The organism is Allobosea sp. Leaf344, assembly GCF_001426225.1.
Lineage (GTDB): Bacteria > Pseudomonadota > Alphaproteobacteria > Rhizobiales > Beijerinckiaceae > Allobosea.
This window is the reverse complement of record NZ_LMRT01000013.1, coordinates 258,152-284,436: the sequence shown is the minus strand read 5'-3', so window position 1 is coordinate 284,436 and position 26,285 is coordinate 258,152. Positions and strand designations below refer to the sequence as shown.

Here is a 26,285-nt window from a genome sequence, read left to right as displayed (position 1 = left end):
ACAGGCTCGCCCATGGCGCCGGGCCCTGCGCCATGGCTATCCCCGCGGCCTCGCTCCGGCCGTCTGGAAAAACCGGCGGGTGCGGCCATATCTGTGAGGACTGGAACGGCCGCTACGTCGCGGCGAACAGCGAGCTGGGCGCGATCCAATGACCGGAGATCCTCGGGAAGCCGCGCGCGCAGCCGAAGCCAGGGCGACGCTGGAACGGCTGAAGCGCGACAATGAAAGCCTGCTCGGCTCCTCCATGGGCCGCGCGGCCGATCATTTCGCCGCCAAGGACGCGCCGGAGGGCGACAAGGTCGAGCTCTGGGGCCGCCGCATCGGCCGTTCGCTCTCGCTGCTCGGCGTGCTGCTGCTCGTGTTCTGGCTCGGCCACCAGCTGAAGATCTGGTGATGGACAGCGTCACCGACATCGCGCCGGGTGCCGGTGCCCTCCCCGTCGAGGAGCCGGCCTGGAGCGACGCCAAGGCCCCGAGCGCCGAGGCCTTCGAGATTCTGGCGCAGGCGGCCTTCGACCGGCTGCCCGACGCGTTCCGCGCGCTGTGCAGCGACGTGCTGTTCAACGTCACCGAATTTCCCGATGACGAGGTCTGCAGGGAGCTGGAGGCCGAGAGCCCCTTCGATATCCTCGGCCTGTTCACGGGGGTCGGCCTGCCGCAGCAGGGCTATGCGCCCCAGACCGGCCAGATGCCCAACACCATCCACCTCTACCGCCGGCCGATCCTGGATTACTGGGCCGAGCATGACGAGACGCTGGGCGCCATCGTCTCGCATGTGCTCATCCACGAAATCGGCCATCATTTCGGATTTTCCGACGAGGACATGGAAGCAATCGAGGCCGCCGTGCGTTGAGCGATCTGCGGCCACAGGAAGGTCGCGATCCCCGGTTCAACTGCCCATCCCCCCGCCGAACAGGAGACCGACCATGCGCCGCCCCGCCCCCGCCAGCCTGGCCCTCGCCGCTCTCGCTCTGGCGATCCCCGCCGCCGCGCTCGCCCATCACGGCTGGGGCTCCTATGACGCGCAGAACCCGGTGACCTTGACCGGCGCGGTGAAGACGCTGGAATTCGCCAATCCGCATGTGCATGTCGACATCACCGCCGAGGGCAAGGATTGGGAGCTGACCTTCGCCCCGCCCTCGCGCATGCAGTCCCGCGGCGCGGTCGAGACGCTGATCAAACCGGGCACCACCCTGACCGCCTATGGCTATCCCAGCCGCGTCAAGCCGGGCGAGATGCGGGCCGAGTGGATCGAGGTCGCCGGCAAGCGCTACGAGCTGCGCTGACGGCATGCAGCAGAGCTTCGAAACCCTGTTCACCGCGCTGGAACGCTCCTCCTTCGGGATGCTGATCCGCGATGCGGTGCTGATCTATCCGATCGCCAACGTCCTGCACGTGCTGGCCGTGCTGGTCTTCTTCGCCAGCGTCGCGGTGATGGACCTGCGCGTCCTCGGCGCGCTCAGGCAGGAGGCCACGGAGACGGTGATCAGGCGCTACCGTCCCGTGGCCTTCGCCGCTTTCGCGGTGATCCTCGCCTCCGGCATCGTCCTGTTCACGCCCGAGGCCTGGGCGATCATCCGCAACCCCTCCTTCCAGATCAAGCTGGTGCTGATCGCCATCGGCCTGCTCAATCTGCTCTGGCTGCAGCGCTCGCTCGGCGGTGGCTATCCCGGGATGACCGCCAGGCGGGCGCGCCTGCCGGCCGCGCTCTCCTTGCTGCTCTGGCTCGGCGTCGCCGCGGCCGGGCGCTACATCGCCTATATCTGATGAAACGCCGGACTTTGCGCCGCTGCGCGCTTCGGCTAAAGACAGCCGTAGCAGGAGTTTGACCGCATGCAGCCCTTCACCACGCTCACCTCCACCCCGGCACCGCTGAAGGTGATCAATGTCGACACGGACATGATCATCCCGAAGCAGTACCTGAAGACGATCAAGCGCACCGGCCTCGGCAGCGCGCTGTTTTCGGAGATGCGCTATCGCGATGACGGCTCCGAAAACCCGGATTTCGTGCTGAACCAGCCGGCCTACCGCAAATCCGAGATTTTGGTGGCCGGCGATAATTTCGGCTGCGGCTCCTCGCGCGAGCACGCGCCCTGGGCCTTGCTGGATTTCGGCATTCGCTGCGTGATCTCGACCAGCTTCGCCGACATCTTCTACAATAACTGCTTCAAGAACGGCATTCTGCCGATCGTCGTCAGCCATGAAGACCTGGAAAAGCTCTTCGACGACGCCGATCGTGGCTCCAACGCGACGCTGACCGTCGATCTCGGCAGCCAGACGATCAAGGGGCCCGATGGCGGCGAGATCCGCTTCGAGATCGATCCGTTCCGCAAGCACTGCCTGATGAACGGCCTCGACGATATCGGCCTGACCATGGAGAAGGCGCCGAAGATCGAGGCCTATGAGGCGAAGCTGGCCCAGCGCGAATGGGCCTGAGCGCCTGAGCGTCGGGAGCGGCCGCGGCCGCTTTCGACGCGAGCCGGAACGCTTCCGACGGCCCCGGCCCTGCCGGGGCGAGATCAGCCAGCCGCGCAGGACGAGCCGTGGCCGCACGGGTTGCGCGCGGCCACGGGGTAGCTTCCGGTCAGGAGGCCGGCATCGCCGCGATGTCGCGCACCATGCCCTTCACACCCTCGACCTTGCCGACCATCGTCGCCTTGCCGGTCGCGAGATCGACCTTGTGCAGCGCGCCATCGGCCAGGAGCCAGCCGGTATTGGCGCCGTTGGCACCCGGCTCGATGTCGAAGGCCACGCTCTTGGGCATGACGCCGAGCTTGCCGACCGCGCCGAGAACGCCGTCATTCGGCGGCGCCTGCTTGATCAGAGCGCCGATCTTGCCGTCGATGTCGTAGAGCGCCGTCTCCTTGGTGCCCTTGACCGAATTGGTATAGGCGCCGGCGACGATCATCGGCGTCTCGCCCTTGTGCATATCGCCATCGGCGTATTTCAGCTTGCCGTCGACGGTGGTCTTGCCGTCATCGACGTTGACGCGGAGATTGGTGCCGTCCGAGCCGATGACCCGCAGGCGGTCCGCAGCCGGGTTGAAATCGACGGTCGGCATGGCGCTGGCGGCGAGAACCGTGTCCATCTTCGCCTTCATCGTGGCCTTGCCCGCCATGTCGATGGTGTAGATCGTGCCGTCGACGGCCAGGGCGTAGAGCATGCCGTCGGCCGGGCGGACATCGATGCCGGCGATCTTGCCGTTGATGCCGGTGACGGTCATCGACTTGCCGGCCTTCAGCGTCGCCGTGTCGATCATGGTCAGCGTGTTGTCGCCTTCCAGCGCGGCTAGCATGGCGGCCTCGGCCGACAGCGGCGCGGCGAGGGCGGCGCCCGCGATGGTCGAGGCGACGAGGGCGAAACGAGCGGTGCGGTTCATGGATATCCTCCGTGTCTGAGCTTGGCCGCGGCGCCGGGAAGCGCGCGCCGTTCGGCTGACAAGGCGGATAGAGGCGGCGGACGATGGCGGATGCGGCCTCAAAAATAAAAAATCCTGCTGCATCCACAGGGCGTAAAGCGGAGTATGCAACAGCTGGCCTGCTCCCGCCGGGAGACGGCAGGGGAGACGGGAATGGCGAGCGAGGCCGGAGCGGCTGGCGAGAGAACCGAGATCGAGCAGGCCCTGCTCGCCTGTGCCGCCGGAGATAAATTAGCGCTTCGCCGCATCTATGACGCGCAGTCGCCGCGTATGGTCGGAGTGGCACAGCGTCTGCTGAAGCGCCGCGCCTTGGCCGAGGAGGCCGTGCAGGATGCGTTCGTGCTGATCTGGCGTCATGCCGCCCGCTTCGACCCCGAGCGGGGCAGCGGCCTGACCTGGATCTACGCCATCCTGCGCAACCGCTCGCTGTCGATCCTGCGCGACGAGAAGCGGACGGACACGCGCGAAGACCCTGTCGCCGAGGAGCTGGCGAGCGAAGAGGACGACCCCGAGACGGTGATGTCGAAACTGTCGGATGCCAAGGCGCTGCGCGCCTGCCTCGAGACGCTGACCCCGCAGCGGCGCGGGATCGTGCTGCTCGCCTTCGTGCAGGGCCTGACCCATGGCGAGATCGCAGGCCGGCTCGGCATGCCGATCGGCACCGTCAAATCCTGGATCCGGCGCTCGCTGATCTCGCTCAAGGAGTGTCTCGGATGACGCCCTCTCCCGATTCACCGGACGACAGACAGGAGCGCGACGCGCAGGCCGGCGAATATGTGCTGGGCCTGGTCGAGGGCGCCGAGCGCATCGCGCTCGAACGGCGCATCGAGCAGGAGCCCGCGCTCGCCCGCTCGGTCGAGAGCTGGCGCTCCCATCTCGCGGCGATCGATGCCACCGCGCGCCCGATCCCGCCATCGCCGGGGCTGTGGCAGCGGATCGAATCGGAGATCGCGGCCATCCTGCCCGCCGCCGAGCGCGGCCGGGCCAAGGCGATGAAGGCCGGCCGGACGCTCGGGGATTGGTGGGACAATCTCGCCATCTGGCGCGGCGCCGCCATGGCGGGGGCGCTCGCCGCGCTGCTGCTGGGCATCGGCCTGATCGGCGCGCTCGACCGCGCCGGCCGTCAGCCGGTCATGGTCGCGGTCCTGCTGACCGAGGCCAGCGTCGCCGCCGCGGTGGTCCATACCTTCGCCGATGGGCGGGTGGAGATGCTGCCCTTGCAGGCGATCGACGTGCCGCCGGGCAAGGCGCTGGAAATCTGGACACTGTGGGACCGCAGCGTCGGCCCGCGCTCGGTCGGGCTGATCGACCGCGCCCGCACCACGCCGCTGCGGCTCGACCAGCTCCCGCTCGGGCAGAACCAGCTCTTCGAGATCACGCTGGAGCCCGCCACCGGCTCGCCGACCGGCCGTCCCACCGGCCCGATCATCGCGAAGGGGACGACCTCGCAGAGGCTGTGACGGGTCTAGCGGCCGGCCGTCACACCACCACGGTGACGGTCTCGGCCGCCCGGGTCAGCCCGGTATAGAGCCAGCGCGCCCTGTGCTCGCGGAAGGCGAAGCCCTCGTCGAAGAGCACGACGTCGTCCCATTGCGAGCCCTGCGCCTTATGCACCGTGAGCGCATAGCCGAAGGTGAACTCGTCGGTGTGCTTGCGCAGCTCCCAGGGCACCTCCTCCTCCGTCCCGTCGAAGAAATTCGGCAGCACCGAGACCTTGACCGGTTTGGCGGTGCTGTCGTCCTCCGGCGTCACCCGCATGGTGACCAGCCCCTTCTTCGAGGTCTTCAGCTCCTGCACGATCCAGGCGCCGCCATTCAGCAGCCCCTTGCTCTTGTCGTTGCGCAGGCAGACCAGCTTTTCGCCCGCGACCGGCACGGTTTCCGTGCGCCCCATCAGCTGGCGCATGCGGGCATTATATTGCCGCCGGGTCTTGTTCATGCCGACCAGGACCTGATCCGCGCCCAGGACGATCTCGGGACTGATCTCCGCGCGCCTGATGACGCGGCTGCGGCCATGATCGCCGAAGTCGAGCCTGCCGCCCTCGCGCACGATCATCGACATCCGCACGATCGGGTTATCGGCCGCCTGGCGGTGCACCTCGGTCAGCATGACATCCGGCTCGGCCTCGGTGAAATAGCCGCCGCCCTTGACCGGGGGCAGCTGCGCCGGGTCGCCCAGCACCAGCACCGGCGTGCCGAAGGAGAGCAGATCCTTGCCCAGATCCTCATCGACCATCGAGCATTCGTCGATGATGATCAGCTTGGCCTTGGCCGCATTGCTCTCGCGGTTCAGGACGAAGGTCGGGCTTTCCTCCTCGACGCCGCGCGAGCGGTAGATCAGCGAATGGATGGTCTGCGCGCCGGCGCAGCCCTTGTTCCGCAGCACCAGCGCCGCCTTCCCCGTGAAAGCGGCGAAGACCACGTCCCCGTCCACGGCCTCGGCGATATGGCGGGCGAGCGTCGTCTTGCCGGTGCCGGCATAGCCGAACAGCCGAAACACCTGGGGCTCCCCCGCCTGCAGCCAGCGGGCGACGGCGGTGAGAGCGGAATCCTGTTGCGGGGACCAGTTCATCGGCGGGTACGTAGCATGAACATCGAACGGACTCAGCCAGAATCGTCACGGGCGGGCAAGCCAATGTGCTTCGCGCGGGAGCATGGCAAGCCGCCCCGCGGTGTCGCCGCCCGCCTCAGGCCGCGCGCAGACGCTGCACGAACACCTCCGCCTCCGCCTGCAGCGAGGCGATGCGGCGGTCCAGCCGCCGCGCCTCGGCGGCACCGAGATCGGCCTCCTGCACCGACTGGACGTTCACCGCCGCCATCTCCTTGATCGACGCCGCCGCATCGGTGGTCACCGCCGAGAGGCGGCCGACCGTCTCGGAGACCGAATTCAGCAGATCGGCATGGGAATTGACCATCGTCGCGACCTCGGCAGCGGTGCTCTCCACCGCCTCGACCCGCTCGGCCACGCCCGACACGGCCTGCAGCGCCAGCGCCAGGGCGGCGTCCATCACCGCCATGCGCTCCTCGATCTGGGCCGTGGCGTCCGCCGTCTGCTTCGCCAGCTCCTTGACCTCGTTGGCGACCACCGCGAAGCCGCGGCCATGCGCCCCGGCGCGTGCCGCCTCGATCGTGGCGTTGAGCGCCAGGAGATTGGTCTGCCTGGCGATGGTCTCGATCAACCCCACCGCCTCGCCGATGCGCGTGACGTTTTCGGAGAGACGCCGGCAATGATCCGCCGCGCCGTCGGCGTCGCGAGCCGCGTCGAAGGCCGCTTGCGAGGCGCGGTGGATCTCCTTGCCGATCTGGCTCACCACATCGTCGAGCTGGTAGGCGGTGTCGCTGATGCCCTTGGCGTCGTCGCCGCTGGCCTCGATCGCCGCGGCCGTCAGATCCGAGGATTGCGCCACCTGCTGCGCCCGCACCGCATTGTCCTGCAGGGCCTGGTGCAGGACCTGGCTGAGCTTCGCGATCTCGAGCAGCGTCACCCCGATCCGGCTTTCGAACTCGCCGGCGATGCGCTCGAGCTCCTCCGTGCGCTCCGCCGCCAGCCGCCGCGCCAGATCGGCCTCGGCCTCGCGCGTCACCAGCGTCGCGCGCACTTCGCTGAAGACGCGGATGGTGCGGGCCAGCTGCCCGATCTCGTCCGCGCGGCCCTGATGCGGCACCTCGACGATGCTGTCGGACGCGGTCGCCGTCGCGATCGTCGCCATCAGATCGCGCAGCGGCTTGATCAGATGGGTCTGCATCAGCAGCATGGCCAGCAGGACGCCGCTGACCGGCAGCAGCACGGCCAGCGACAAGGTGTGCTGGCGGATGTCCGAGGCGCGCGCCGAGGCATGCGCGCCGGTGGTGCCGGCGGCCTCCTCCAGTTGCCGCTGCATCTTGGAGGTCGTGGCGATGATCTGGCGGACGTTGATGCGCGCCGCATCGGCCGCGGCCTCGACCATCGCCGCCTTGATCGAGACTCGCTTGCCGATGTCGACGATGTCGCGCTGGAAGGCGATGAAGGTCTGGATGCTCTGGTCGAGCGTCGGATTGGCCGCGCGCATCGCCTCCGGCAGCGACTGGATCAGCGATTTGCGGGCCTGGTCGACCTGCGCCACCACCGCTTCCAGCTCCTGCAGAGCCGCCTCCACCTCTTCCACTTTGGCGTCGGTATCGAAGCGGCTGAGCAGCGAGGCATGCGCGACATGGTTCGCGAGCAGGGTCGCGCGATTGGCCAGGGCGAGGCTGGCGATGGCCTTCATGTCGAGCCGCTGCACCTCGTCCGAGCCGCGAATGCTGCTGAACAGGCCGATACCGGCCGCCAAGCAGACGATCGCGATCAGAATGACGATCTTCCAGGTCAATCCAATATGACGCATCGGCAATCCCTCGGTCGCAGCCATAAAGCAGCCAAGACCAGAAGATTCGGTTAAAGCGCGATACGCTGAGATCGCTGGATATATTTAGCCGAGACTATAGTTTCGATGGCTCACAGAGTTTTATTGTTACAACTGCAAATTACCACGAATGAAACCGGACATGCGCGCCTGAGCAGGCGGACCGCCGAGACGCGACGCATGCATCTCGGCTCGCCACGGAGCAAACCTCAATCCTGAAAGCGCAGACCTGACTCCTGCTCAGCCCATCAGGCTGTCGAGCCCGCGCCGCAGGCCTGGCAGTTCCGCCACACGGCGCGCGGCCAGCAGGGTCCCGCCGACATAGGGAGCGGCCGAGGTGCCGGCGTCGTGGCGGATCACCAACCGCTCGTCGGGCAGCCCGAACACCGCCTCGCAGGAGAGGACGAAGCCCGGCATCCGCAGCGAATGCACTTGCACGGGGTGAGGCGCCCCGATCGCGCCGCCGCGGGTCTCGCGGACGCCGCCGAGCTCAGCGACCGGCTTCGAGGTCGCCGCCATGCGCTCCGCCCCGAGCGTCTCCGCCAATTCGCGCCCGGTGCCCGAGGGCGTATCCGGCTTGGAGGGCGAGGCGTAGTCGATGATCTCGACATCCGGCACATATTTGACCGCCTCGCGCGCGAAGCGACGCAGCAGCGTGGCGGTGACCGAGAAATTGCCGGCGGCGATCACACCGACCCTGGCGGCGAGCGCGGCGCGCTCGATCTCGGCATAATCGTCGGCCGTCATGCCGGAGGCGCCGACCACGACATGGCGCCCGGCCACGACGGAGGCGAGCACATTGGCCTTGACGCTGTCGGGCTTGGTGTAGTCGATCACCACGTCGGAGGGCACCGCCAGCGCCTCCGCGATCGAGCCGAAGACCGGCACGCCATTGGTGGCCAGCCCGGCCGCCTCGCCCATGTCCCGCCCCGCCGCCTTGCGCGACAGCCCGGCCACGAGTTGCAGATCGGGCGCGGCGGCGATGGCGGCGACCAGCGCCTTGCCGACCCAGCCGGTGCAGCCGGCGAGCGTGATGCGGATCATCCGAAAGATCTCCTGGGCGTCGGGATGGTCTGGTGAGGAAGGGACGGGATCGGCAGGAGCGTCACCACGGGATCGCCTCGCCCTGCCAGGTCCGGAAGCTGTTGGTCTGCGCCATGCCGGAGGAGTCGATCGTGGCGATTAGCCCGAGCGCGCTCTCATCGGGCGCGATATCGGCGCCGCCGCCGCCCATATCGGTGCGCACCCAGCCGGGGTGGAAGAGCAGCACGCTGATATCCCGCTCGCGCACCGCATTGCCGAACACCACCATCGTCATGTTCACCGCCGCCTTCGAGGAGCGATAGGGCAGCGAGCCCGAGGGGTTGAGCCCGATCGAGCCCATTCGGCTGGTGATGGTGGCGATCTTGCGTCCGGCCCCGGCCTCGACATTGGGCAGGAAGGCCTGCGCCACGCGCAGCGGCCCATAGACATTCACCTCGAATACCTCGCGCCAGCCGTCGAAATCCATGCTCAGCGCCGATTGCGTGCCGCGCGGCCCATGGATCCCCGCATTGTTGACCAGCACGTCGAGCGGGCGCCCGGCCAGCACCTGCTTCGCCGCGGCGACGCTGTTGTCCGAGGTCACGTCGAGTTCGAGCAGCGTCAGCGCGGCCATGTGCTCGCTGGCGAGTTCGGCCAGCGCGCCGCCCCAGGGATTGCGCGCCGCCGCCACGACATGGTCGCCCCGGCGCAGCAGCGCCATGGTCAGGGCCAGCCCGATGCCGCGATTGGCGCCGGTGATCATCCAGGTCTGCGTCATGCTGCGTCTCCTCTGTCGCTCCGCAAGCTAGGGCAGCGGGCGAGCGACGGGAATGGCATGCCGCGCAAGGCGACCGTGCTTCGTGCCGGCGGCGGGGTTCAGCCGTCCTTGAGCCCGCCGGCCGAAAGCCCGGCCACGATCTGCCGCTGCGCGACCACCGTCACCAGCAGCACCGGCAGCGTCACCAGCAGCGCTGCCGCCGCGAGCGGACCCCAGGAGATCTGCTCGAAGGTCAGGGAATTATAGACGGCGGAGGGCAGCGTACGGCTGTTCTTGCCGCCGAGCACCACCGAGAAGATGAAGTTGTTCCAGGAGAAGATGAAGGCCAGGATGCCGCCGATCACGATCCCCGGCTTGGCCAGCGGCAGGGCGACATAGCGGAAGGCCTGCCAGGTCGTCGCGCCGTCGATCCGCGCCGCCTGCTCCAGCTCCAGCGGCACATTCTCGAAATAGCCGATCATGATCCAGACGATGATCGGGATGGTGATGACGAGATGAGTGATGACGAGCGCCGTGATCGACCCGACCAGCCCGATCATCTGGAACAGCAGAAATAGCGGGATCAGATAGGACAGCGCCGGCGTCATCCGCGCGATCAGGATCAGGATGGCGAATTTTGCCGCCTTGCCCCGGGCGATGCCATAGCCGGCCGGAACGCCGACCAGGAGCCCGATCAGCACCGCCCCGCCCGTGACCAGCACCGAATTCCAGAGATAGAGGGCAAAATTGTTCTTGGCGAAGACGTCGAGATAATTGCTCAGCACCGGCGGGTTCGGGATGAAGACCGGCGGGAAGGCGGTGTTGTCGAGCTCGTTCTTGAAGGAGAGCGACAGCATCCACAGGAAGACGAGGATCGCCGGCGAGACCAGCACCAGCACCGAGAGGTAGAAGCCGGCCTTCTTGAGCAGACGCCGCATCATCACGCGTTCCATTTCGACTTCTGCCGCGCATAGAGCAGCAGCAGGGACAGAAGGATGACGATGGCGAAGAAGATCACCACGACGGCCGAGGCATAGCCGATCTTGTAGAACTGGAACGCCTGCAGATAGAGAAAGATGTTCAGCGTCTCCGAGGCCGTGCCGGGGCCACCCTGGGTGATCACGAAGATCGTGTCGAAGGCCTTCAGCGCGTCGATGGTCCGGATCACCACCGCGACCATGATGAAGGGCCAGACCAGCGGCAAGGTGATGTGCCGGAACATCTGCCAGTCGCTGGCGCCGTCGATCCGCGCCGATTCATAGGGTTCGCTCGGCAGCCCGGCGAGCCCGCCCAGCACAATCAGCATGACCAGGGGCGTCCAGTGCCAGACCTCGACCATCACCAGGGTCGGGATCACGGTGCCGGGCGCATAGACCCATTCCTGCGGGCCGATGCCGACCAGCGACAGCAGATAATTGAGCACGCCGAGCTGGGGATGGAACATCATCGTCCAGACCAGCGCGATGGCCACCGGCGTCGCCATCATCGGCATCACGAAGATCGTCCGCAGCAGGCCGCGGAGCGGAAAATCGCGGTGGAACACCAGCGCGGCCGCCGTGCCGAACAGGATCGGCAGCACCACCGCCAGCACGGTGAAATACAGCGTGTGCCCCATGGATTCGAGGAAGCGGCTGTCGCGGAACAGCTCCGCGTAATTCTGCAGCCCGACGAATTCCGGCCCGCCGCCGATCTTCCAATCATGCCCCGACATGTAGAGTGTGAAGATCCAGGGGAAGACGATCACGGCGGCGATCACCACCACGGCCGGGGCGGCGAAGAGCCAGTAGCGGGGGGTGAAATCGACGGAGTGGCGCGCGCTGGCCGGCGGGGCCGGTTCGGCCCCTACCACTGGAGGCAATGTCGTGGCTGTCATGGCTTCTGCTCGAAAAAACAGTCATGCCCGTCCTGGCGGCGGGCATCCACGTCCCGGACACGCTCCAAGGCGAGCGAGGCGGATGGCCGGCGCGAGGCCGACCATCCGGAGGGAAAGTCTCAGCCCTGCTCGCTCTTCGCCAGCACCGGCGCGAAGGTCTCCGTCGCCTTCTTCAGCTCGGCAGCGACATCGGCGCCGCCGATCGCATTGGTCAAAGCGACGCCGAAGACGTCGCGGAATTCGGTGACCGGGATGATCTGCGGCAGAGCGGCGCGCGCCACCTTGGCCGAACCCAGCAGGCAGTCGAAATACTGCTTGCCGAATTTCGACTGCGAGATCGTCTGCGTGTCGAGATAGGCCGAGGCCCGTCCCGGTGCGCCGGCCCCGGCCTTGAGCATGGCGATCTGCTGCGCCTTGCTGGTCATGAACTGGACATAGAGCCAGGCGGCCTGCTTCTTCTGCGAGCCGCGCGAGATGCCGATCCCATCGGCGAACATCCCGGCATGATGCGCCTTCGGGCCCGGCGGGGTCACGCCATAGCCGACCTTGCCGACGATGCGCGACTTGGAGGGGTCCTCGAGCGGGGTGGCGAAGCCGATACCGTCGAGCCACATCGCGGCGCGGCCCTGCATGAAGGTGGTCTGGCATTCGTTCCAGTTGAAGCCGACCTGCCCGGCCGGCCCAGTCTCCTTGTTGAGCTTCTTGTAAAGCTCGCCCGCCCAGATCGCCTCCGGCGTATCGGTCAGCAGCTTGCCGTCGGGCGAGGTGGTCTCGATGCCCTGGCCGAGCAGGAGGCTGGCCCAGACCGGGACATTGGCGTTCTTCAGCCCGCGCGAGACGAAGCCGGCGATGCCCTTGGCCGGGTCGTGCAGCCTGGCCGCGACGGTGGCGATCTCGTCCATCGTCTTGGGAAAGGCGACGCCCTTCGCCTCGAACAGCTCCTTGTTGTAGTAGATCATCCAGTAATCGACGAAGAACGGGATCGTATCGAGCGACCCGTCGGCCTGCCTCGCATAGGCGACCGGCCCGGCGCCGAAATCGGCGAAATCGAATTCCGGCGCGGTCAGCGACGCGTCCTTGATGTAGGGCGTCAGATCCTCGAACCATTTGCCCTTCGCCGCCATGCGCTTCTGCACATGCAGCGAGATGCCGCTGACGTCGAAGCTCGGCTTGCCGGAGGCGAATTCGATCACCGCCTTCTGGCGCTGCTGCTGCTCGGGCACCTGCTCGGCCGAGACCTTGATGCCGGTCAGCTCGGTGAATTCCTTCTCCGCCGCCTGCATCAGATCGGAGCGCGGGTTCTTGACCAGCAGCACGTCGATCGAGGTGCCGGCGAAACGCTTCCAGTTGAACGGCGCCTGGGCCCGGGCCTCGCGCAGCACCAGCGGCGAGACGATGGCGGCGGCGCCGGCGGCGGCCGCACCGCGCATCAGGCTGCGGCGCGACGGCCTGTCGAGATCGATGGTCATGGCGTTCCCCTCCCTGGGATCGAATTGCGTCGGGCGGCGCCGTCATTCGCGCGGGCCGCTTTCCGGGACAGGAAGCTAGATCGGTTCAGTAGTCGTTGCAAGCTAACATGTTGGAGTGTGCCGAGGGTGGCGGGCGCGGCGCCGGACGCTTTTCGGGTGGCCGGCGCCGCCCTCGACGGCTCAGGACTTCGGCTTTCCGAAACCGCCGGCCGTGGGGGTGATCACCGTGACCGCCTCGCCCGCCTCGAGCAGCACCTGGTCGCAGGGCTTGAGCTCCTCGACGCTGCCGGAGAGCCGCCTGACCAGCGTGCGGCCGAGCTGCCCCGCTTCGCCGCCCTGCATGCCGAAGGGGCGGATCCTGCGGTGCGAGGCCAGGATGGCGCAGTCCATCCGCTTCAGGAAGCGGATGGTGCGGCTGGTGCCGTCCCCGGCGTTCCAGGCGCCCCGGCCGCCCGAACCCGGACGGATGTGGAAATCCTCCAGCACGACGGGGAAACGCGTCTCCAGGATCTCGGGATCGGTCAGGCGCGAATTGGTCATGTGGACATGCACGCCCGAGGTGCCGTGGAAGCCCGGCCCCGCCGGCGAGCCCGAGCAGATCGTCTCGTAATACTGGTATTCGTCATTGCCGAAGGTCAGGTTGTTCATCGTGCCCTGCGAGGAGGACATCGCCTCGAGCGCGCCGAACAGCGTGTTCGTCACCGCCTGCGAGACCTCGACATTGCCGGCCACCACCGCGGCCGGATAGCGCGGGCTGAGCATCGAGCCCTCGGGGATGATGATCCGGATCGGCCGCAGGCAGCCGGCATTCATCGGGATGGCGTCGTCCACCATCACCCGGAAGACATAGAGCACGGCCGCGCGGGTCACCGGTGCCGGCGCGTTGAAATTATCCTCGCGCTGCGGCGAGGTCCCGGTGAAATCGACGGTCGCCTCGCGCCTGTCGCGGTCGATCGTGATCTTCACCTTGATCGCGCAGCCCTGATCCATCGGATAGGTGAACTCGCAATCGTGCAGCCGCGTCAGAAGCCGCGCCACGCTTTCCGCCGCATTGTCCTGGACATGGCCCATATAGGCCTGGACGACGTCGAGGCCGAAGGAGCGGATCATCTTGCGCAGCTCCGCCACGCCCTTCTCGTTGGCGGCGATCTGCGCCTTCAGATCGTTGACGTTCTGCACGACGTTGCGGACGGGGTAGCGGGCGCCGGTCAGCAGCGCCACCAGCTCCTCCTCGCAGAAGCGGCCCTGATCGACGATCTTGAAATTGTCGATATAGACCCCCTCCTCCTCGATATGCGTCGCCAGCGGCGACATCGAGCCCGGCGCCACCCCGCCGACATCGGCGTGATGGCCGCGGCTCGCCGCCCAGAACAGGATCTCCCGCTCCTCATCGTCGAAGACCGGGGTGCAGACGGTGATGTCCGGCAGATGCGTGCCGCCATTATAGGGGGCGTTGAGGCAGTAGACGTCGCCCGGCCGGATGACCGGGTTGTTGGCGATCACCGTCTCGACGGATTTGTCCATCGAGCCGAGATGCACCGGCATATGCGGGGCATTGGCCACCAGCGCGCCGGTCGCGTCGAAGACCGCGCAGGAGAAGTCGAGCCGCTCCTTGATGTTGACGGAATAGGCGGTGTTCTGCAGCGTCACGCCCATCTGCTCGGCGATCGACATGAACAGGTTGTTGAAGATCTCGAGCATCACCGGATCGGCCTTGGTGCCGATCGCCGCGCTCTGCACCAGCGCCTCGCTGCGCACCAGCACGAGATGATCCTTGCCGGTCAGCCTTGCGCGCCAGCCCGCCTCCACCACCACGGTCTGGTTGGGCTCGATGATGATCGCCGGCCCCTGCAGCGCCTGGCCGGGGCGCATCGCCTCGCGCCGGACGATGGCCGCGTCATGCCAGCGCCCCTTGGAGAAGAACCGCGTGCGCTGGCTGATCGCCGGCTCGCCCGCCTGTTCCGGCAGCACCGCCTCCTCGAACCGCGCACCGCCGCCGACCGCCTCGACCTCGACCGCCTCGATCACCAGCGCCTTGCCGGCGTCCATGAAGCCGAAGCGCGCCTTGTGCGCCGCCTGGAACGCCTCCCGCATCGCCTCCGGCGTGCCGGCCGCGATGGCGATGGCGGTATCGGTGCCGGCATAGCGGATATGGGCACGCACGAAGCTCGCCACGGCGCTGGCGGGCACGCCCTGCCCGGTCAGCTCCGCGCTGGTTTCGCTGCGCAGCCCGTCGGCGAGCCCGGCGATCGCCGCGGGGGCGGCCTCGTCCAGCGGCACGTCGAGCGCCGCCGTCCGGGTCGAGCGGATCTCCGCCAGCCCCATGCCATAGGCCGAGAGCAGGCCCGAGAACGGGTGCAGCAGCACCGTCTTGATGCCCAGCGCATCGGCGACCAGGCAGGCATGCTGCCCGCCGGCGCCGCCGAACGAGTTCAGCGCATAGCGGGTGATGTCATAGCCGCGCTGTACCGAGATCTTCTTGATCGCCTCGGCCATGTTGGCCACGGCGATCTGGATGAAGCCGTCGGCCACCTCCTCGGCCGAGCGGCCATCCCCGACCTCCGCGGCGAGCGCTGCGAATTTGCCGCGCACCGTCTCGACGTCGAGGGGCTGGTCCCGCTTCTCGCCGAAGATCGGCGGGAAATAATCCGGCATCAGCTTGCCGACCATGACATTGGCGTCGGTGACCGCGAGCGGCCCGCCGCGGCGATAGGCGGCCGGGCCCGGATTGGCACCGGCGGAATCCGGGCCGACGCGGAAGCGCGCCCCGTCATAATGCAGGATCGAGCCGCCCCCGGCCGCCACCGTGTGGATCAGCATCATCGGGGCGCGCATCCGCACGCCCGCGACCTCGGTCTCGAAGGCGCGCTCATAGGCACCGTCGAAATGCGCCACGTCGGTGGAGGTGCCGCCCATGTCGAAGCCGATCACCCGGTCGAACCCGGCCGAGCGCCCGGTCTCCGCCAGTCCGACCACGCCGCCGGCCGGGCCGGAGAGGATCGCGTCCTTGCCCTGGAACAGCTCCGCCGCCGTCAGCCCGCCGGAGGACATCATGAACATCAGGCGGATCGGCTGATGCGCCCGCCCCTGCGCGGCAGCGGCCGCGCCGGCCGCGGCGATGCCGAGCTCCTCCGAGACCTGCTGCACATAGCGGCCGAGGATCGGCGAGAGATAGGCGTCGACCACGGCGGTGTCGCCGCGCCCGACCAGCTTGATCAGCGGCGAGACCTCGTGGCTGACCGAGACCTGCGGAAACCCGATCTCGCGGGCGATGCCGGCCGCGAGCTGCTCATGCGCCGGGTATCGGTAGCCATGCATGAAGACGATCGCCACGGCGCGGAAGCCGGCCGCGTAATGCGCCTGCAGCTCCGCCCGGATCGCCGCCGCATCCGGCGCCTGCTCCACGCTGCCGTCGGCGAGCACGCGCTCCGCCACCTCGACGACATCCTCGTAGAGCTGCTCGGGCTTGACGATCTGCTTGGCGAAGATATCGGGCCGGGCCTGGTAGCCGATGCGCAGCGCGTCACGGAAGCCCTGCGTCGTCACCAGCAGCGTACGGTCGCCCTTGCGCTCGAGCAGCGCATTGGTCGCCACCGTCGTGCCCATGCGCACCTCGCCGACCAGCCCGGGCGGGATCGCCACGCCGGCGGCCAGCCCGAGATGATCACGGATGCCTTGCACCGCCGCGTCGCGATAGGCGCCGGGATTCTCGGAGAGCAGCTTCCTGGCGTGAAGCTTGCCTGCGGGATCGCGGCCGATCACGTCGGTGAAGGTGCCGCCCCGGTCGACCCAGAAATCCCATTGACCGCGTGCCATGCCGAGAGCTCCACTGCCGAAAACGGCGGTTCCGAGACGTGTGAACATTTCATCGATAAATCGCCGATGAAACGTTGACAAGCTTAATGTTGCATATACGATCCGTCTCGGATCGAACACGGCTGAGGGGCCGGGCGACCGCAAGGGAGAGTGACATGACGGGAGCGATCCTGCCGGAAGGGCTGGCGCGAGGCCATGGCCCCTGCGTATTCAGTTCCGCATCGATGCGGCGGAGCGATCGCCCATGATCCGCCGCGGGCTCGACGCTCTCTATCTCGGCGCCGGCTACCTCGCGGGAGCCTTCCTGATCGTCATCTTCGTCCTGATGATGATCATGTCCGTCGGACGCGAAATCGGCTTCAACATTCCCGCGGGTGACGATTTCGCCTCATGGTGCATGGCGGCGCTGGCCTTTCTGGGCCTGGCGCACACGTTCAAATCCGGCGACATGATCAGGGTCGGGCTTCTGATCGACCGCTTCCAGGGTCGCAAGCGCTGGGTGTTCGAGGTGTTTTCCCTCGTCCTCGGCCTGGCCTTCACCGGCTTCTTCGCCTGGCATGCCGCGATCATGACCTACCAGTCCTGGCAGTTCAACGACGTCGCCGGCGGCGTCGTGCCAATGCCGCTCTGGATCCCGCAGCTCGGCTATTCCGGCGGCCTGATCATCCTGTTCATCGCCTTCCTCGACGAGTTCGTCCATGTCGTCCTGCGCGGTCGCGAGCCGCGCTATGAGAAGCCTCCGGCCAGATCCGACGAGGAAATCGTCGAGCGCGCCATGGCGAGCGGAGTCTGACGATGGCGATGATCGAAATTTCGGGGCTGCTGCTGCTCCTGCTGATCGTCTTCCTCGCCGGCGGCGTCTGGATCGCGATCGCGCTGATGGCCTGCGGCTGGATCGCCATGCAATTCGTCGCGGGCGGCATCCCCGCCGGCTCCGTCCTGGCCACCACGATCTGGGGCAACAGCGCCTCCTGGACACTTGCCGCCCTGCCGCTGTTCATCTGGATGGGCGAGATCCTGTACCGGACGAAATTATCGGAGGAGATGTTCCGCGGGCTCGCGCCCTGGCTGAACTGGCTGCCCGGCCGGCTGATGCACGTCAACGTGCTGGCTTGCGGCATCTTCGGATCGGTCTCCGGCTCATCCGCCGCGACCTGCGCCACCGTGGCGAAGATCGCGCTGCCCGAGCTGAAGCGCCGAGGCTATGACGAGAAGCTGGCGCTGGGCTCGCTGGCCGGAGCCGGCACACTCGGCATCCTGATCCCGCCCTCCATCACCATGGTGGTCTACGCCGTCGCCGCCAATGTCTCGATCATCCAGGTCTTCCTCGCGGGTTTCCTGCCCGGCCTGCTCGTGATGGCGCTCTATTCCGGCTATATCGCGATCTGGCATCTGCTCAATCCGGACAAGGCGCCGCCGCCGGAGCCGGCCATGTCCTTCCGCATGAAGATCAGGGAATCGGCGCAGCTGATCCCGTGCATGCTGCTGATCGCGCTCGTCTTCCTGTCACTGTTGATGGGTTGGGCGACAGCCACGGAATGCGCGGCCTGGGGCGTGCTCGGATCCTTCGGCATCGCCTGGTGGTCCGGCACCCTGACGCGCGAGGCCTTCTGGCAGAGCGTGATGGGCACCACCCGCATCACCTGCATGATCATGCTGATCCTGGCCGGCGCCTCGTTCATGTCGACCTCGATGGCCTATACCGGCATTCCGCTGGCCCTGGCCGGCTGGGTCGACAGCCTGCAGCTCTCGCCCTACGCGCTGATCGCGGCGCTGACCGTGATGTACATCATCCTCGGGGCGGCACTCGACGGCATCTCGATGATCGTGCTGACCACGGCGATCGTCATCCCGATGATCAAGACGGCCGGCTTCGACCTCGTCTGGTTCGGGATCTTCCTGGTGCTCATCGTCGAGATGGCGGAGGTCTCGCCGCCGGTCGGCTTCAACCTCTTCGTGCTGCAGACGATGTCCGGCAAGGATTCCAACACTGTGGCGCTGGCGGCGCTGCCCTTCTTCTTCCTTCTTGTCGCCGCCGTCGCGATCATTACGATCTTCCCGCAGATCGTGATGGTACTGCCCGAATACGCCTTTCCGAAATAATACCTCGCAAACCACAACAGGGAACGGAGAAGACCATGAAGCGTATCGATGTCATCAAGGGCTTGCTGGCGCTCGGCGTCGCGGCCGGCGCGCTGGTGATGGGCGGCCCGGACGCCCTGGCCCAGACCAAATGGAACCTCCCGGCTGCCTATCCGATCGACAATCCGCACAGCGAAAACCTGATGGCCTTCGCCAAGGATGTCGAGGCTGCGACCGGCGGCAAGCTGACGATCACGGTCCATGCCGGCGCCTCGTTGTTCAAGGCGCCCGAGATCAAGCGCGCCGTGCAGACCGGCCAGGCGCAGATGGGCGAGGTGCTGATCTCGATCCACGAGAACGAGGATCCCGTCTTCGGCATCGACACCGTGCCCTTCCTCGCCACCAGCTTCGCCGACGCCCGCAAGCTCTATACCGCCTCCAAGGCCGCGACCGAGAAGAAGCTAGCGAGCCAGGGCATCAAGCTGCTCTTCATGGTGCCCTGGGCGCCGCAAGGGATCTACGCCAAGAAGGACATCAACACGATCGAGGACATGAAGGGGCTGAAATGGCGCTCCTACAATGTCGGCACCGCCCGCATCGGCGAGTTGCTCGGCATGCAGTCCGTCACCATCCAGGCGGCGGAACTGCCGCAGGCGCTGGCGACCGGCGTCGTCAACTCCTTCATGTCGTCGGGCGGCACCGGCTATGATTCCAAGGTCTGGGAATCCCTGACCCATTTCTACGACACCCAGGCCTGGGTCCCGAAGAACGCCACCTTCGTCAATCAGGCGGCCTTCAACACGCTCGACAAGGCGACGCAGGATGCCGTGCTCAAGGCCGCGGCCACCGCCGAGGAGCGCGGCTGGAAGGCCTGGCAGGACAAGTCCGCCTGGTATCTCGACCAGCTCAAGGCCAAGGGCATGAAGGTGCAGGCGCCCTCCACCGAGCTGAAGGCCGGCTTCCAGAAGGTCGGCGAGCAGCTGACCGCGGATTGGCTGAAGAAGGCCGGCGCCGACGGCCAGGCCGTCGTCGACGCCTATAAGAAGATGTGAGGCACCGCTTCCCGAACCGCCGCCCCGCGCCCGCCGGCGCGGGGCGGCTGCGGAACGGCAGCACCTGACCCTGCCCCGGCCCGGCCGCTCCGGCGGCGGCAGCGGGCTCTCTTTCACCCGCCCTGTCCGGAGGATGGGGTCGCCCGCGCTTTTCCTGGATCGCGTCCGTGACAACAGCGCCCCCGCCCGACGATCTCGGCCCCATCGTCTCCTCGGGACATCTCGCCTCGGGGGCGATGCCGGCGCTGTCGGAATTCGAATTTGCCCTGACGATGACCGTGCACGCCTTCCATCGCTGGGCGGTGCGCGACATGGCGGCCGCCGGCGTCCCCGATTGCTCCCCGCTCGACGTGCTGGTGCTCCACAACGTCAATCATCGCGGCAAGCCGAAGCGCCTGGCCGATATCTGCCTCGTGCTGAACATCGAGGACACGCATCTCGTCAATTACGCGCTGAAGAAGCTCGAGCGGCTGGGCCTGCTGAAAGGCGGCCGCAAGGGCAAGGAGAAGACCGTGCAGGTGACGCAGGCCGGCGAGGAGGCCTGCCGCCGCTACGCCCAGATCCGCGAGCGGCTGCTGGTCAAATCGGTGCTCGGTTCCGGGCTCGATCCGGCGAGGCTCTCGGAGATCGCCGCGGCGATGCGCTCCCTCTCCGGCCAGTACGACCAGGCGGCGCGGGCCGCGGCGAGCCTCTGATCCGGCCCAGGCCCGCCGGTGGCGCGCCCGGACCGTGATGCGGGGAGATCAGACCGCCGTGCCGGCCTGCCTCGCGGCATATTCGGCCTTGAGGCTTTCATGCCGCGACCAGAATCCGCGCGGCGCGGCGCCGCTCAGCTGGTCCTCGAGCAGGCCGAGATGCAGGTGCCAGCCGCTCGAGACATTGGCCATCCGCTCGGCCGTCGCCAGGCGCCGGTGGGTCAGCACCAGCCGCACCTTCTCGCCCTCCTCCGCCAGCTGGAACTCGACGTCGGAATCCGGGTCGCCCATCCCGGCCCAGGTGAAGGCCAGCCGGCGCGGCGGGTCATAGGCGGTGATCGTGCCGCCCATCATCGCGCCTTCCTCGTTCATCTTGCGGTGCGATTCGGGCGGGGCCTCGGCCGTGATCAGGCTGTGCTTGAAGAACAGCGCGATATGCCCGCCCTCCCGGCCTTGCGTCTCGCCGCCACAGAACCAGGTCGCCCGCTTGTCGGCTTCCGTCAGATAGGCCCAGACCCGCTCGATCGGCCCCGGCAGCAGCCGCTCGAACCGGACCGCGCCGCTCTCCAAAACAACCCCATACTCACTCATCATGCGTCTCCCCGGTTTCGTCAGTCGACTCGGATTTCGCCAGCTGCCGCTCCAGCGCGTCGAGATTGGCGCTCCAGAAGCCTCTGACCTTGCGCACCCAGTCGTCGAAGGCGTCGAGCCCGTCGGGATCGAGCCGGTAGATCCGGCGCTGCCCCTGGACTGCGACGCTGACCAGCCCGGCCTGGCGCAGCACCTTCAGATGCTGCGACACCGCCGGCGCGCTGATCTCGAACCGCTCCCCGATCTCACCTGCCGATAGCGGCCCCGCCCCCAGCATCTCGATGATGCGGCGGCGATTGGCGTCGGCGAGGGCGAGAAAGCGATCCATGGCGCCGATAATTAATCGGTCACTTAATTAAGTCAATACCAAAATATAACCAGTCTCCGGCGGATCGGGACATTGGGCTCGCGGCAGGCCCATGGGTTTGGAATGGCGGCGATGCATCCGGCCCCTTGCCTGCGCCCGCGCGATCGGCGAAGTCGTCAGCCGCATCGCGAAAGGCCGCCCTCCATCATGCCCATCCGCAACGCCACGCTGCTCGGCATCCTGATGATGCTTCTCGGGATCCTGCTGTTCTCGCTCAACGACGTGATGGGGAAATGGCTGGTCGCCACCTATACGGTCGGGCAGGTGCTGCTGCTGCGCAGCGCCGCCGCCATGGCGGTGATCACGCCCTTCGTGCTCAAACAGGGCCTGATGCGCACGCTCAAGCCCGAACGGCCGGGGCTGCAGCTGCTGCGGGTGCTGTTCGGATCGGGCGAGGTCGCGCTGTTCTACTGGGCGGTCTCCTATCTGCCCCTGGCCGACACGATGACCATCTGGCTGGCAGCCCCGGTCTGGGCGGTCGTGCTGGCGGCGCTGCTGCTCGGAGAGCGGGTCGGCGCCGGGCGCTGGCTGGCCGTCGCGGCCGGCTTCGTCGGGGTCGCCGTCGCGCTCAACCCGTCGAGCGCCAGCCTGTCGAAGCCCGCCCTTATCGCCCTGGTCGGCAGCTTCCTCTTCGCGGCGATGATGATTGCGGGCCGGCAATTGCGCGGCACTCCGGACGTCACGCTGGTGGCGTGGCAGACACTCGGCGCGCTGCTGATGGGGCTGGCGCTGCTGCCTCTCGGCTGGGTCACGCCGTCGCTGACCGATGCCGCGCTGCTCGGCCTGCTCGGCATCGTCGCGATGGTCGCGCATCTCTGCGTGACGCGCTCGCTCAAGCTGGCCGAGGCCTCGGTCGTCGTGCCCTACCAATACACGCTGATCGTCTGGGCGCTGATCTTCGGCTGGTTCGTCTTCGGCGACTGGCCGACCCCGGCCATGCTGCTCGGCGCGGTGCTGATCATCGTCGCCGGGCTCGCCCTGCTGCTGCTGGAGCGGCGCGCCAGCCAACTGCGGCTCGCGCCCGCCGAGACATCGGCCTGAGCGGATCGGTGCCGCCAAGCCTTGACCGAGGCGGCGCCTGCAGCCATCGTTCCGCCAGGATTCCCGACTTCGCAAAAGGCTTCGCCATCATGCGCCGCGCTCGTCTCTCCCTCGCGGTCCTCGCCGCAGCCGGCTTCGCCGCCGCCACCGCCCAGGCCGGCCACCGCATCGTCCATCCGGCCGACCGGGCCGAGGCGCGCATCATCCCCATGTATGGCAACCTGCCCGCCTGCGAGGATGCCGCCGTCATCGGCCGCCTGACCAGCTCCTTCGATTCGCGGGAGGCCAAGTTCTGGGGCCCGCTGCGCATCGTCGGTTTCGATCATGTCAGGCCGCTGGCCTATCGGCCCTGGGGCGACGACTACATACCGCGCCGCTTCTGCAGCGGCCGCGTCGTGCTGAATGACGGCACGCTGCACCGTGTCGATTATTCCGTGCGCGAGAATCTCGGCCTGTTCGGCCTGGGCTGGGACGTCAACTGGTGCGTCAGCGGGCTCGACCGCCACCGCTCCTACGCTCCCGATTGCAAGATGGCCCGGCCCTGAGCCGGAGCGCCGCCGGCATGGCACGGCTTTCGGCCTGGCTCGGCGCGGTCCTGATCGCCGGCCTCTGCACCGCCCCCGCTTCGGCGCAGCGCGTGGAGCGCGGCGGGGAGCCCGGCGTGTTCGATTTCTACGTCCTGGCCCTGTCCTGGTCGCCCGGCTTCTGCGCGCTCGACGGTGATCGCGACCGCAATCGCGAGCAATGCGCCGAGGGTGCCGATCTCCGCTTCGTCGTGCACGGCCTCTGGCCGCAGAACGAGCGCGGCTATCCCAGCGACTGCGGGCCCGCCGGGCGCAGCCCCTCGCGCATCGCCATGGAACAGGCCGCCGGCCTCTTCCCCTCCGAGGGCCTGGCCCGCCATCAATGGCGCAAGCACGGCACCTGCTCCGGCTCCAGCCCGAGCGATTATTTCGCCGATGTACGCCGCGCCCGCGACCGGGTGACGATCCCGCCGCAATTCGCGAAGGCCGAGCGCGATCAGGACTGGACGGCGCTCGACATCGAACGCGCCTTCGTCGCCGCAAATCCCGGGCTGCGCGGCGACATGATGTCGGTGGCCTGCCGCCGCGAGGTGCTGCAGGAGGTCCGCATCTGCTTCAGCCGCGATCTCCGCAGCTTCCGCACTTGCCCGGAGATCGATCGCTCCGGCTGCCGCGCCCGCGAGATCACCGTCAAGGCGCCGCGCTGAACCGGCGCTCCGCGCCATTTCCGCTTTGCCGGGCGATGCTCTAAGACCCGCTGATGAATTATCGCCACGGCTTCCACGCCGGAAATTTCGCCGATGTGCTGAAGCACGTCATGCTGACCCGGATCCTGACGCATCTCAATGCCAAGGATACGCCCTATCGCGTGGTCGATACCCATGCCGGCGCCGGCCGCTACGATCTCGGGTCCGAGGAGGCGCTGCGGACGCATGAATGGAAGGACGGCGTCGCCCGCATCGACCGTTCGCCGCTCGCACCCGCCGTCGAGGCCTTGCTCAAACCCTGGCGCGACGCGCTCGCCGGTGCCCGTGCGCTCCATGGCGAGGCCGCCTATCCCGGCTCGCCCTGGCTCTGCCAGCATCTGATGCGGGCCGGCGACCGGCTGATCGCCGCCGAGCTGCACCCGCTGACGCATAAGAAGCTGGTGGCGGCGATCGGCCGCGATTCGCGCAGCAAGGCGCTCGCCATCGATGGCTGGAACGCGCTGCGCGGCAATGTCCCGCCGAAGGAGCGCCGCGGCCTCGTGCTGATCGACCCGCCCTTCGAGGAGAAGGACGAATTCGAGCGGCTCGAGGCGGAGTTCATAGCCGCGCATCGCAAATGGCCGGGCGGGATCTATGCGCTCTGGTACCCGGTGAAGGACCGCCGGGCGGTGGCCAATCTGCTCAGCGCCATCACGGCGGCGGGCATCGGCCGCCTGCTGCGCCTCGAGATCGACGTCGACCGCCCGGAGGCGGCAGGCGGGCTCAGCGCCACCGGGCTGCTGATCGTCAACCCGCCCTGGAAGCTGGCGGAGGAAGCGCGAATTCTGCTGCCCGCTCTGTCGGAACGGCTCGCCCAGGGGCCACGGCCGCGCTACCTATGCGAGCCGATCCGACCGGACGGCTGACATCGCCATTTCGAGGCCCAAGACATGCTGACCCTGCGCTCCTCGCCCGCTTCCCCCTTCGGCCGCAAGGTCAAGATCGCCGCCATGGAGCTCGGCCTCATGGACCGGATCGAGGTCGCCGTCGCCGACACCAACGACCCGTCCGAGCCGCTGCGCCAGCAGAACCCCCTCGGCAAGATCCCGACCCTGGTGCTGGAGGATGGCACGACCCTGTTCGATTCGCGGGTCATCTGCGAATATCTCGACTTCATCGCCGGGGGCCATCGCCTCTTCCCGGAGGGCGAGGCGCGGTTTGCGCAGCTGCGTCTGATGGCGCTGGCCGACGGCCTGGCCGATGCGGCGCTGCTTCAGGTCTACGAGGTGCGCTTCCGGCCGGAAGAAGGCCGCAACGCGGCCTGGGTCGCCAATCAGGCCGGCAAGGTCTCGCGCGCGCTCGCCGCGCTGGAAGCCGCGCCGCCCGCCTATTCCGGCCGGCCCCGTATCGGTGAGATCGCACTGGCCTGCGCGCTCGGCTATCTCGATCTGCGCTTCGCCGGCGCGTGGCGCGCCGAGCATCCCCGGCTCGTCGCCTGGCTGGACGCTTTCGCCGCCGAGGTGCCCGCATTCGAGGAAACACGCGTCAAGAGCTGACGCCGGCGCCCTTCGATCAGGACCAGCGGTATCGAGCCGGCGCCGCGGGCAGAGCCACGTCATCCTGCGCTCCGCCACTATTCCGGATTTCCGGCACGCCGATCCTTTCGACGGACGCCACGCATGAAAAAACCCGGTGGCCGAAGCCACCGGGCTGTTTCCGTGCCCGACCGGGCGCGAAGACTAGAACTTGTAGTTCAGGCCGGCGCGAACCAGCGAGAAGTCGGTGCCGACCTTGAAGTTGGCATTGCCGAAGGGCGTGCGGACCGACTCGCGCTCCAGATCGACGTAGAGATACTCGATCTTGGCGGTGAGGTTGTTGGTGAAGGCGTATTCCAGGCCGGCGCCGATGGTGTAGCCGTACTGGGTGTTGTCGTTGCTGATCGACGCGAACGGGGTGGCGAAGGTGCTCTTCACGTTGGCGTAGGCGAAACCACCGGTGATGTACGGCAGGAAGCGGTCCATGGCGTAGCCGAGGCGGGCGCGAACCGTACCGAAGTAGTTGATCTCGTTCGAAGCCGAGTTGCCGAACACGTCACGGACGTCAGCCTTCAGATCGGCGCCCTGGAAGTCGGCCTCGAGACCGAAGACCAGCTGGCCCATCTGGTAGTTGTAGCCGATCTGGCCACCGCCGATGAAGCCTTCCGGATCGCTCAGCGTGGGCAGCACGCCGAAGGTGGTGGAGTCGATGTTGCCCCAGCCATAGCCGGCGTTGGCACCGACGTAGAAGCCGGTCCAGGTGAAGACGGGAACGACCGGAGCATAAACCGGGGCAGCGACGGGGCCGCGACGAGCCGGCAGGTCGGCGGCGGAGGCAGCGCCGGCGGCAACGAGGCCGATCGCCGCAACGCTCGAAAGCAGATACTTCTTCATGTTAAACTCCTTAGTCGTCGCAGATGCCGGCTCGTCGCCAGGCGGTTGATTTCGATGAACCAGATATAAGTCGATATCGGTC

General features: G+C 67.5%; 28 protein-coding genes. 16 read left to right on the top strand and 12 right to left on the bottom strand.

The window, feature by feature from the left end; genetic code table 11:
• Nucleotides 1-148: 148 nt before the first annotated feature.
• The 5 genes from ASG72_RS10025 to leuD all read left to right on the top strand — a co-directional run bounded on the left by ASG72_RS10025 (nucleotide 149) and on the right by leuD (nucleotide 2,435).
• The gene (locus ASG72_RS10025) at nucleotides 149-394 is read left to right on the top strand and encodes a hypothetical protein (protein ID WP_056711648.1); all 246 of its coding nucleotides are present in this window, start codon (nucleotides 149-151) and stop codon (nucleotides 392-394) included.
• Nucleotides 394-852, top strand: coding sequence for a metallopeptidase family protein (locus ASG72_RS10020; RefSeq protein WP_056711645.1), 459 nt, complete (start codon nucleotides 394-396; stop codon nucleotides 850-852). The genes ASG72_RS10025 and ASG72_RS10020 overlap by 1 nt, the downstream gene beginning before the upstream one ends.
• A gap of 73 nt (nucleotides 853-925) precedes the next feature.
• The gene (locus ASG72_RS10015) at nucleotides 926-1,285 is read left to right on the top strand and encodes a DUF6152 family protein (RefSeq protein WP_056711644.1); all 360 of its coding nucleotides are present in this window, start codon (nucleotides 926-928) and stop codon (nucleotides 1,283-1,285) included.
• A 4-nt stretch (nucleotides 1,286-1,289) separates the two neighbouring features.
• Entirely contained in the window at nucleotides 1,290-1,766 is a 477-nt protein-coding gene (locus ASG72_RS10010; protein ID WP_056711641.1) for a DUF6644 family protein, read from the top strand.
• A gap of 66 nt (nucleotides 1,767-1,832) precedes the next feature.
• Nucleotides 1,833-2,435, top strand: coding sequence for a 3-isopropylmalate dehydratase small subunit (leuD, locus tag ASG72_RS10005; protein WP_056711640.1), 603 nt, complete (start codon nucleotides 1,833-1,835; stop codon nucleotides 2,433-2,435).
• A 148-nt stretch (nucleotides 2,436-2,583) separates the two neighbouring features.
• On the opposite strand, the gene ASG72_RS10000 is transcribed toward leuD, so the two are convergent.
• Nucleotides 2,584-3,378, bottom strand: coding sequence for a DUF4394 domain-containing protein (locus tag ASG72_RS10000; protein ID WP_082540247.1), 795 nt, complete (start codon nucleotides 3,376-3,378; stop codon nucleotides 2,584-2,586).
• Nucleotides 3,379-3,570: 192 nt separating this feature from the next.
• On the opposite strand from ASG72_RS10000, the gene ASG72_RS09995 reads away from it, so the two are divergent.
• Both ASG72_RS09995 and ASG72_RS09990 read left to right on the top strand, forming a co-directional pair.
• Complete coding sequence (locus ASG72_RS09995) at nucleotides 3,571-4,134, top strand: sigma-70 family RNA polymerase sigma factor (RefSeq protein WP_056711638.1); 564 nt, start codon at nucleotides 3,571-3,573, stop codon at nucleotides 4,132-4,134.
• A complete protein-coding gene (locus ASG72_RS09990; RefSeq protein WP_056711636.1) occupies nucleotides 4,131-4,877 on the top strand; it encodes an anti-sigma factor in 747 nt (248 codons plus the stop codon). Before ASG72_RS09995 ends, ASG72_RS09990 begins: the two co-directional genes overlap by 4 nt.
• 19 nt (nucleotides 4,878-4,896) lie before the next feature.
• Here the strand turns inward: ASG72_RS09990 and ASG72_RS09985 are convergent, their stop codons facing one another.
• The 8 genes from ASG72_RS09985 to ASG72_RS09950 form a co-directional block, all read right to left on the bottom strand.
• Nucleotides 4,897-5,988, bottom strand: a complete 1,092-nt coding sequence (locus ASG72_RS09985) for an AAA family ATPase (protein WP_056711634.1) — start codon at nucleotides 5,986-5,988, stop codon at nucleotides 4,897-4,899.
• Nucleotides 5,989-6,103: 115 nt separating this feature from the next.
• Nucleotides 6,104-7,780 carry a methyl-accepting chemotaxis protein gene (locus ASG72_RS09980; RefSeq protein ID WP_156395884.1) on the bottom strand — a complete coding sequence of 559 codons (1,677 nt, stop codon included), beginning with the start codon at nucleotides 7,778-7,780 and terminating at the stop codon, nucleotides 6,104-6,106.
• A gap of 258 nt (nucleotides 7,781-8,038) precedes the next feature.
• Nucleotides 8,039-8,842 (bottom strand): 4-hydroxy-tetrahydrodipicolinate reductase, encoded by an 804-nt coding sequence (gene dapB, locus ASG72_RS09975; protein WP_056711630.1) that lies wholly within the window; start codon nucleotides 8,840-8,842, stop codon nucleotides 8,039-8,041.
• A 61-nt stretch (nucleotides 8,843-8,903) separates the two neighbouring features.
• Entirely contained in the window at nucleotides 8,904-9,599 is a 696-nt protein-coding gene (locus ASG72_RS09970) for an SDR family oxidoreductase (RefSeq protein ID WP_056711628.1), read from the bottom strand.
• 98 nt (nucleotides 9,600-9,697) lie between these two features.
• Nucleotides 9,698-10,519: a carbohydrate ABC transporter permease gene (locus ASG72_RS09965; RefSeq protein ID WP_056711626.1), complete on the bottom strand. Its 822-nt coding sequence runs from the start codon at nucleotides 10,517-10,519 to the stop codon at nucleotides 9,698-9,700.
• Nucleotides 10,519-11,451, bottom strand: a complete 933-nt coding sequence (locus tag ASG72_RS09960; RefSeq protein ID WP_056711624.1) for a sugar ABC transporter permease — start codon at nucleotides 11,449-11,451, stop codon at nucleotides 10,519-10,521. Before ASG72_RS09960 ends, ASG72_RS09965 begins: the two co-directional genes overlap by 1 nt.
• 119 nt (nucleotides 11,452-11,570) lie before the next feature.
• Nucleotides 11,571-12,920 (bottom strand): sugar ABC transporter substrate-binding protein, encoded by a 1,350-nt coding sequence (locus ASG72_RS09955; RefSeq protein WP_056711622.1) that lies wholly within the window; start codon nucleotides 12,918-12,920, stop codon nucleotides 11,571-11,573.
• Nucleotides 12,921-13,100: 180 nt separating this feature from the next.
• On the bottom strand, nucleotides 13,101-16,736 hold the full coding sequence (locus ASG72_RS09950) for a hydantoinase B/oxoprolinase family protein (protein ID WP_056711620.1): 3,636 nt from the start codon (nucleotides 16,734-16,736) through the stop codon (nucleotides 13,101-13,103).
• Nucleotides 16,737-16,980: 244 nt separating this feature from the next.
• Between ASG72_RS09950 and ASG72_RS09945 the strand changes: the two genes are divergently transcribed.
• From ASG72_RS09945 to ASG72_RS09930, 4 genes are all read left to right on the top strand, one after another.
• A complete protein-coding gene (locus ASG72_RS09945; protein WP_056711619.1) occupies nucleotides 16,981-17,529 on the top strand; it encodes a TRAP transporter small permease in 549 nt (182 codons plus the stop codon).
• Nucleotides 17,530-17,531: 2 nt separating this feature from the next.
• Entirely contained in the window at nucleotides 17,532-18,839 is a 1,308-nt protein-coding gene (locus tag ASG72_RS09940; RefSeq protein ID WP_056711617.1) for a TRAP transporter large permease subunit, read from the top strand.
• A gap of 98 nt (nucleotides 18,840-18,937) precedes the next feature.
• On the top strand, nucleotides 18,938-19,870 hold the full coding sequence (locus tag ASG72_RS09935; protein ID WP_156395918.1) for a TRAP transporter substrate-binding protein: 933 nt from the start codon (nucleotides 18,938-18,940) through the stop codon (nucleotides 19,868-19,870).
• Nucleotides 19,871-20,037: 167 nt separating this feature from the next.
• On the top strand, nucleotides 20,038-20,565 hold the full coding sequence (locus ASG72_RS09930; RefSeq protein ID WP_244488762.1) for a winged helix DNA-binding protein: 528 nt from the start codon (nucleotides 20,038-20,040) through the stop codon (nucleotides 20,563-20,565).
• A 48-nt stretch (nucleotides 20,566-20,613) separates the two neighbouring features.
• On the opposite strand, the gene ASG72_RS09925 is transcribed toward ASG72_RS09930, so the two are convergent.
• The gene (locus ASG72_RS09925) at nucleotides 20,614-21,159 is read right to left on the bottom strand and encodes an SRPBCC family protein (RefSeq protein ID WP_056711612.1); all 546 of its coding nucleotides are present in this window, start codon (nucleotides 21,157-21,159) and stop codon (nucleotides 20,614-20,616) included.
• Complete coding sequence (locus ASG72_RS09920) at nucleotides 21,149-21,484, bottom strand: metalloregulator ArsR/SmtB family transcription factor (RefSeq protein WP_056711610.1); 336 nt, start codon at nucleotides 21,482-21,484, stop codon at nucleotides 21,149-21,151. Before ASG72_RS09920 ends, ASG72_RS09925 begins: the two co-directional genes overlap by 11 nt.
• Before the next feature lie 186 nt (nucleotides 21,485-21,670).
• On the opposite strand from ASG72_RS09920, the gene ASG72_RS09915 reads away from it, so the two are divergent.
• From ASG72_RS09915 to ASG72_RS09895, 5 genes are all read left to right on the top strand, one after another.
• Entirely contained in the window at nucleotides 21,671-22,564 is an 894-nt protein-coding gene (locus ASG72_RS09915) for a DMT family transporter (RefSeq protein ID WP_056711608.1), read from the top strand.
• An 89-nt stretch (nucleotides 22,565-22,653) separates the two neighbouring features.
• Complete coding sequence (locus ASG72_RS09910; RefSeq protein ID WP_056711605.1) at nucleotides 22,654-23,109, top strand: hypothetical protein; 456 nt, start codon at nucleotides 22,654-22,656, stop codon at nucleotides 23,107-23,109.
• Between the two features lie 17 nt (nucleotides 23,110-23,126).
• On the top strand, nucleotides 23,127-23,795 hold the full coding sequence (locus tag ASG72_RS09905) for a ribonuclease T (protein ID WP_056711603.1): 669 nt from the start codon (nucleotides 23,127-23,129) through the stop codon (nucleotides 23,793-23,795).
• Between the two features lie 53 nt (nucleotides 23,796-23,848).
• A complete protein-coding gene (gene rlmJ, locus ASG72_RS09900; protein WP_056711601.1) occupies nucleotides 23,849-24,700 on the top strand; it encodes a 23S rRNA (adenine(2030)-N(6))-methyltransferase RlmJ in 852 nt (283 codons plus the stop codon).
• 24 nt (nucleotides 24,701-24,724) lie between these two features.
• The gene (locus tag ASG72_RS09895; RefSeq protein ID WP_056711599.1) at nucleotides 24,725-25,330 is read left to right on the top strand and encodes a glutathione S-transferase N-terminal domain-containing protein; all 606 of its coding nucleotides are present in this window, start codon (nucleotides 24,725-24,727) and stop codon (nucleotides 25,328-25,330) included.
• Between the two features lie 183 nt (nucleotides 25,331-25,513).
• Here the strand turns inward: ASG72_RS09895 and ASG72_RS09890 are convergent, their stop codons facing one another.
• Nucleotides 25,514-26,203: an outer membrane protein gene (locus tag ASG72_RS09890; RefSeq protein ID WP_056711597.1), complete on the bottom strand. Its 690-nt coding sequence runs from the start codon at nucleotides 26,201-26,203 to the stop codon at nucleotides 25,514-25,516.
• Nucleotides 26,204-26,285 lie beyond the last annotated feature (82 nt).

Excerpts from the sequence above, each read along its gene's own strand:
- ASG72_RS10025 (WP_056711648.1), top strand. The coding sequence starts at position 149 with ATGACCGGAGATCCTCGGGAAGCCGCGCGCGCAGCCGAAGCCAGGGCG.
- ASG72_RS10020 (WP_056711645.1), top strand. The coding sequence starts at position 394 with ATGGACAGCGTCACCGACATCGCGCCGGGTGCCGGTGCCCTCCCCGTC.
- ASG72_RS10015 (WP_056711644.1), top strand. The coding sequence starts at position 926 with ATGCGCCGCCCCGCCCCCGCCAGCCTGGCCCTCGCCGCTCTCGCTCTG.
- ASG72_RS10010 (WP_056711641.1), top strand. The coding sequence starts at position 1,290 with ATGCAGCAGAGCTTCGAAACCCTGTTCACCGCGCTGGAACGCTCCTCC.
- leuD (WP_056711640.1), top strand. The coding sequence starts at position 1,833 with ATGCAGCCCTTCACCACGCTCACCTCCACCCCGGCACCGCTGAAGGTG.
- ASG72_RS10000 (WP_082540247.1), bottom strand. The coding sequence starts at position 3,378 with ATGAACCGCACCGCTCGTTTCGCCCTCGTCGCCTCGACCATCGCGGGC.
- ASG72_RS09995 (WP_056711638.1), top strand. The coding sequence starts at position 3,571 with ATGGCGAGCGAGGCCGGAGCGGCTGGCGAGAGAACCGAGATCGAGCAG.
- ASG72_RS09990 (WP_056711636.1), top strand. The coding sequence starts at position 4,131 with ATGACGCCCTCTCCCGATTCACCGGACGACAGACAGGAGCGCGACGCG.
- ASG72_RS09985 (WP_056711634.1), bottom strand. The coding sequence starts at position 5,988 with ATGAACTGGTCCCCGCAACAGGATTCCGCTCTCACCGCCGTCGCCCGC.
- ASG72_RS09980 (WP_156395884.1), bottom strand. The coding sequence starts at position 7,780 with ATGCGTCATATTGGATTGACCTGGAAGATCGTCATTCTGATCGCGATC.
- dapB (WP_056711630.1), bottom strand. The coding sequence starts at position 8,842 with ATGATCCGCATCACGCTCGCCGGCTGCACCGGCTGGGTCGGCAAGGCG.
- ASG72_RS09970 (WP_056711628.1), bottom strand. The coding sequence starts at position 9,599 with ATGACGCAGACCTGGATGATCACCGGCGCCAATCGCGGCATCGGGCTG.
- ASG72_RS09965 (WP_056711626.1), bottom strand. The coding sequence starts at position 10,519 with ATGATGCGGCGTCTGCTCAAGAAGGCCGGCTTCTACCTCTCGGTGCTG.
- ASG72_RS09960 (WP_056711624.1), bottom strand. The coding sequence starts at position 11,451 with ATGACAGCCACGACATTGCCTCCAGTGGTAGGGGCCGAACCGGCCCCG.
- ASG72_RS09955 (WP_056711622.1), bottom strand. The coding sequence starts at position 12,920 with ATGACCATCGATCTCGACAGGCCGTCGCGCCGCAGCCTGATGCGCGGT.
- ASG72_RS09950 (WP_056711620.1), bottom strand. The coding sequence starts at position 16,736 with ATGGCACGCGGTCAATGGGATTTCTGGGTCGACCGGGGCGGCACCTTC.
- ASG72_RS09945 (WP_056711619.1), top strand. The coding sequence starts at position 16,981 with ATGATCCGCCGCGGGCTCGACGCTCTCTATCTCGGCGCCGGCTACCTC.
- ASG72_RS09940 (WP_056711617.1), top strand. The coding sequence starts at position 17,532 with ATGGCGATGATCGAAATTTCGGGGCTGCTGCTGCTCCTGCTGATCGTC.
- ASG72_RS09935 (WP_156395918.1), top strand. The coding sequence starts at position 18,938 with ATGGGCGGCCCGGACGCCCTGGCCCAGACCAAATGGAACCTCCCGGCT.
- ASG72_RS09925 (WP_056711612.1), bottom strand. The coding sequence starts at position 21,159 with ATGATGAGTGAGTATGGGGTTGTTTTGGAGAGCGGCGCGGTCCGGTTC.
- ASG72_RS09920 (WP_056711610.1), bottom strand. The coding sequence starts at position 21,484 with ATGGATCGCTTTCTCGCCCTCGCCGACGCCAATCGCCGCCGCATCATC.
- ASG72_RS09915 (WP_056711608.1), top strand. The coding sequence starts at position 21,671 with ATGCCCATCCGCAACGCCACGCTGCTCGGCATCCTGATGATGCTTCTC.
- ASG72_RS09910 (WP_056711605.1), top strand. The coding sequence starts at position 22,654 with ATGCGCCGCGCTCGTCTCTCCCTCGCGGTCCTCGCCGCAGCCGGCTTC.
- ASG72_RS09905 (WP_056711603.1), top strand. The coding sequence starts at position 23,127 with ATGGCACGGCTTTCGGCCTGGCTCGGCGCGGTCCTGATCGCCGGCCTC.
- rlmJ (WP_056711601.1), top strand. The coding sequence starts at position 23,849 with ATGAATTATCGCCACGGCTTCCACGCCGGAAATTTCGCCGATGTGCTG.
- ASG72_RS09895 (WP_056711599.1), top strand. The coding sequence starts at position 24,725 with ATGCTGACCCTGCGCTCCTCGCCCGCTTCCCCCTTCGGCCGCAAGGTC.
- ASG72_RS09890 (WP_056711597.1), bottom strand. The coding sequence starts at position 26,203 with ATGAAGAAGTATCTGCTTTCGAGCGTTGCGGCGATCGGCCTCGTTGCC.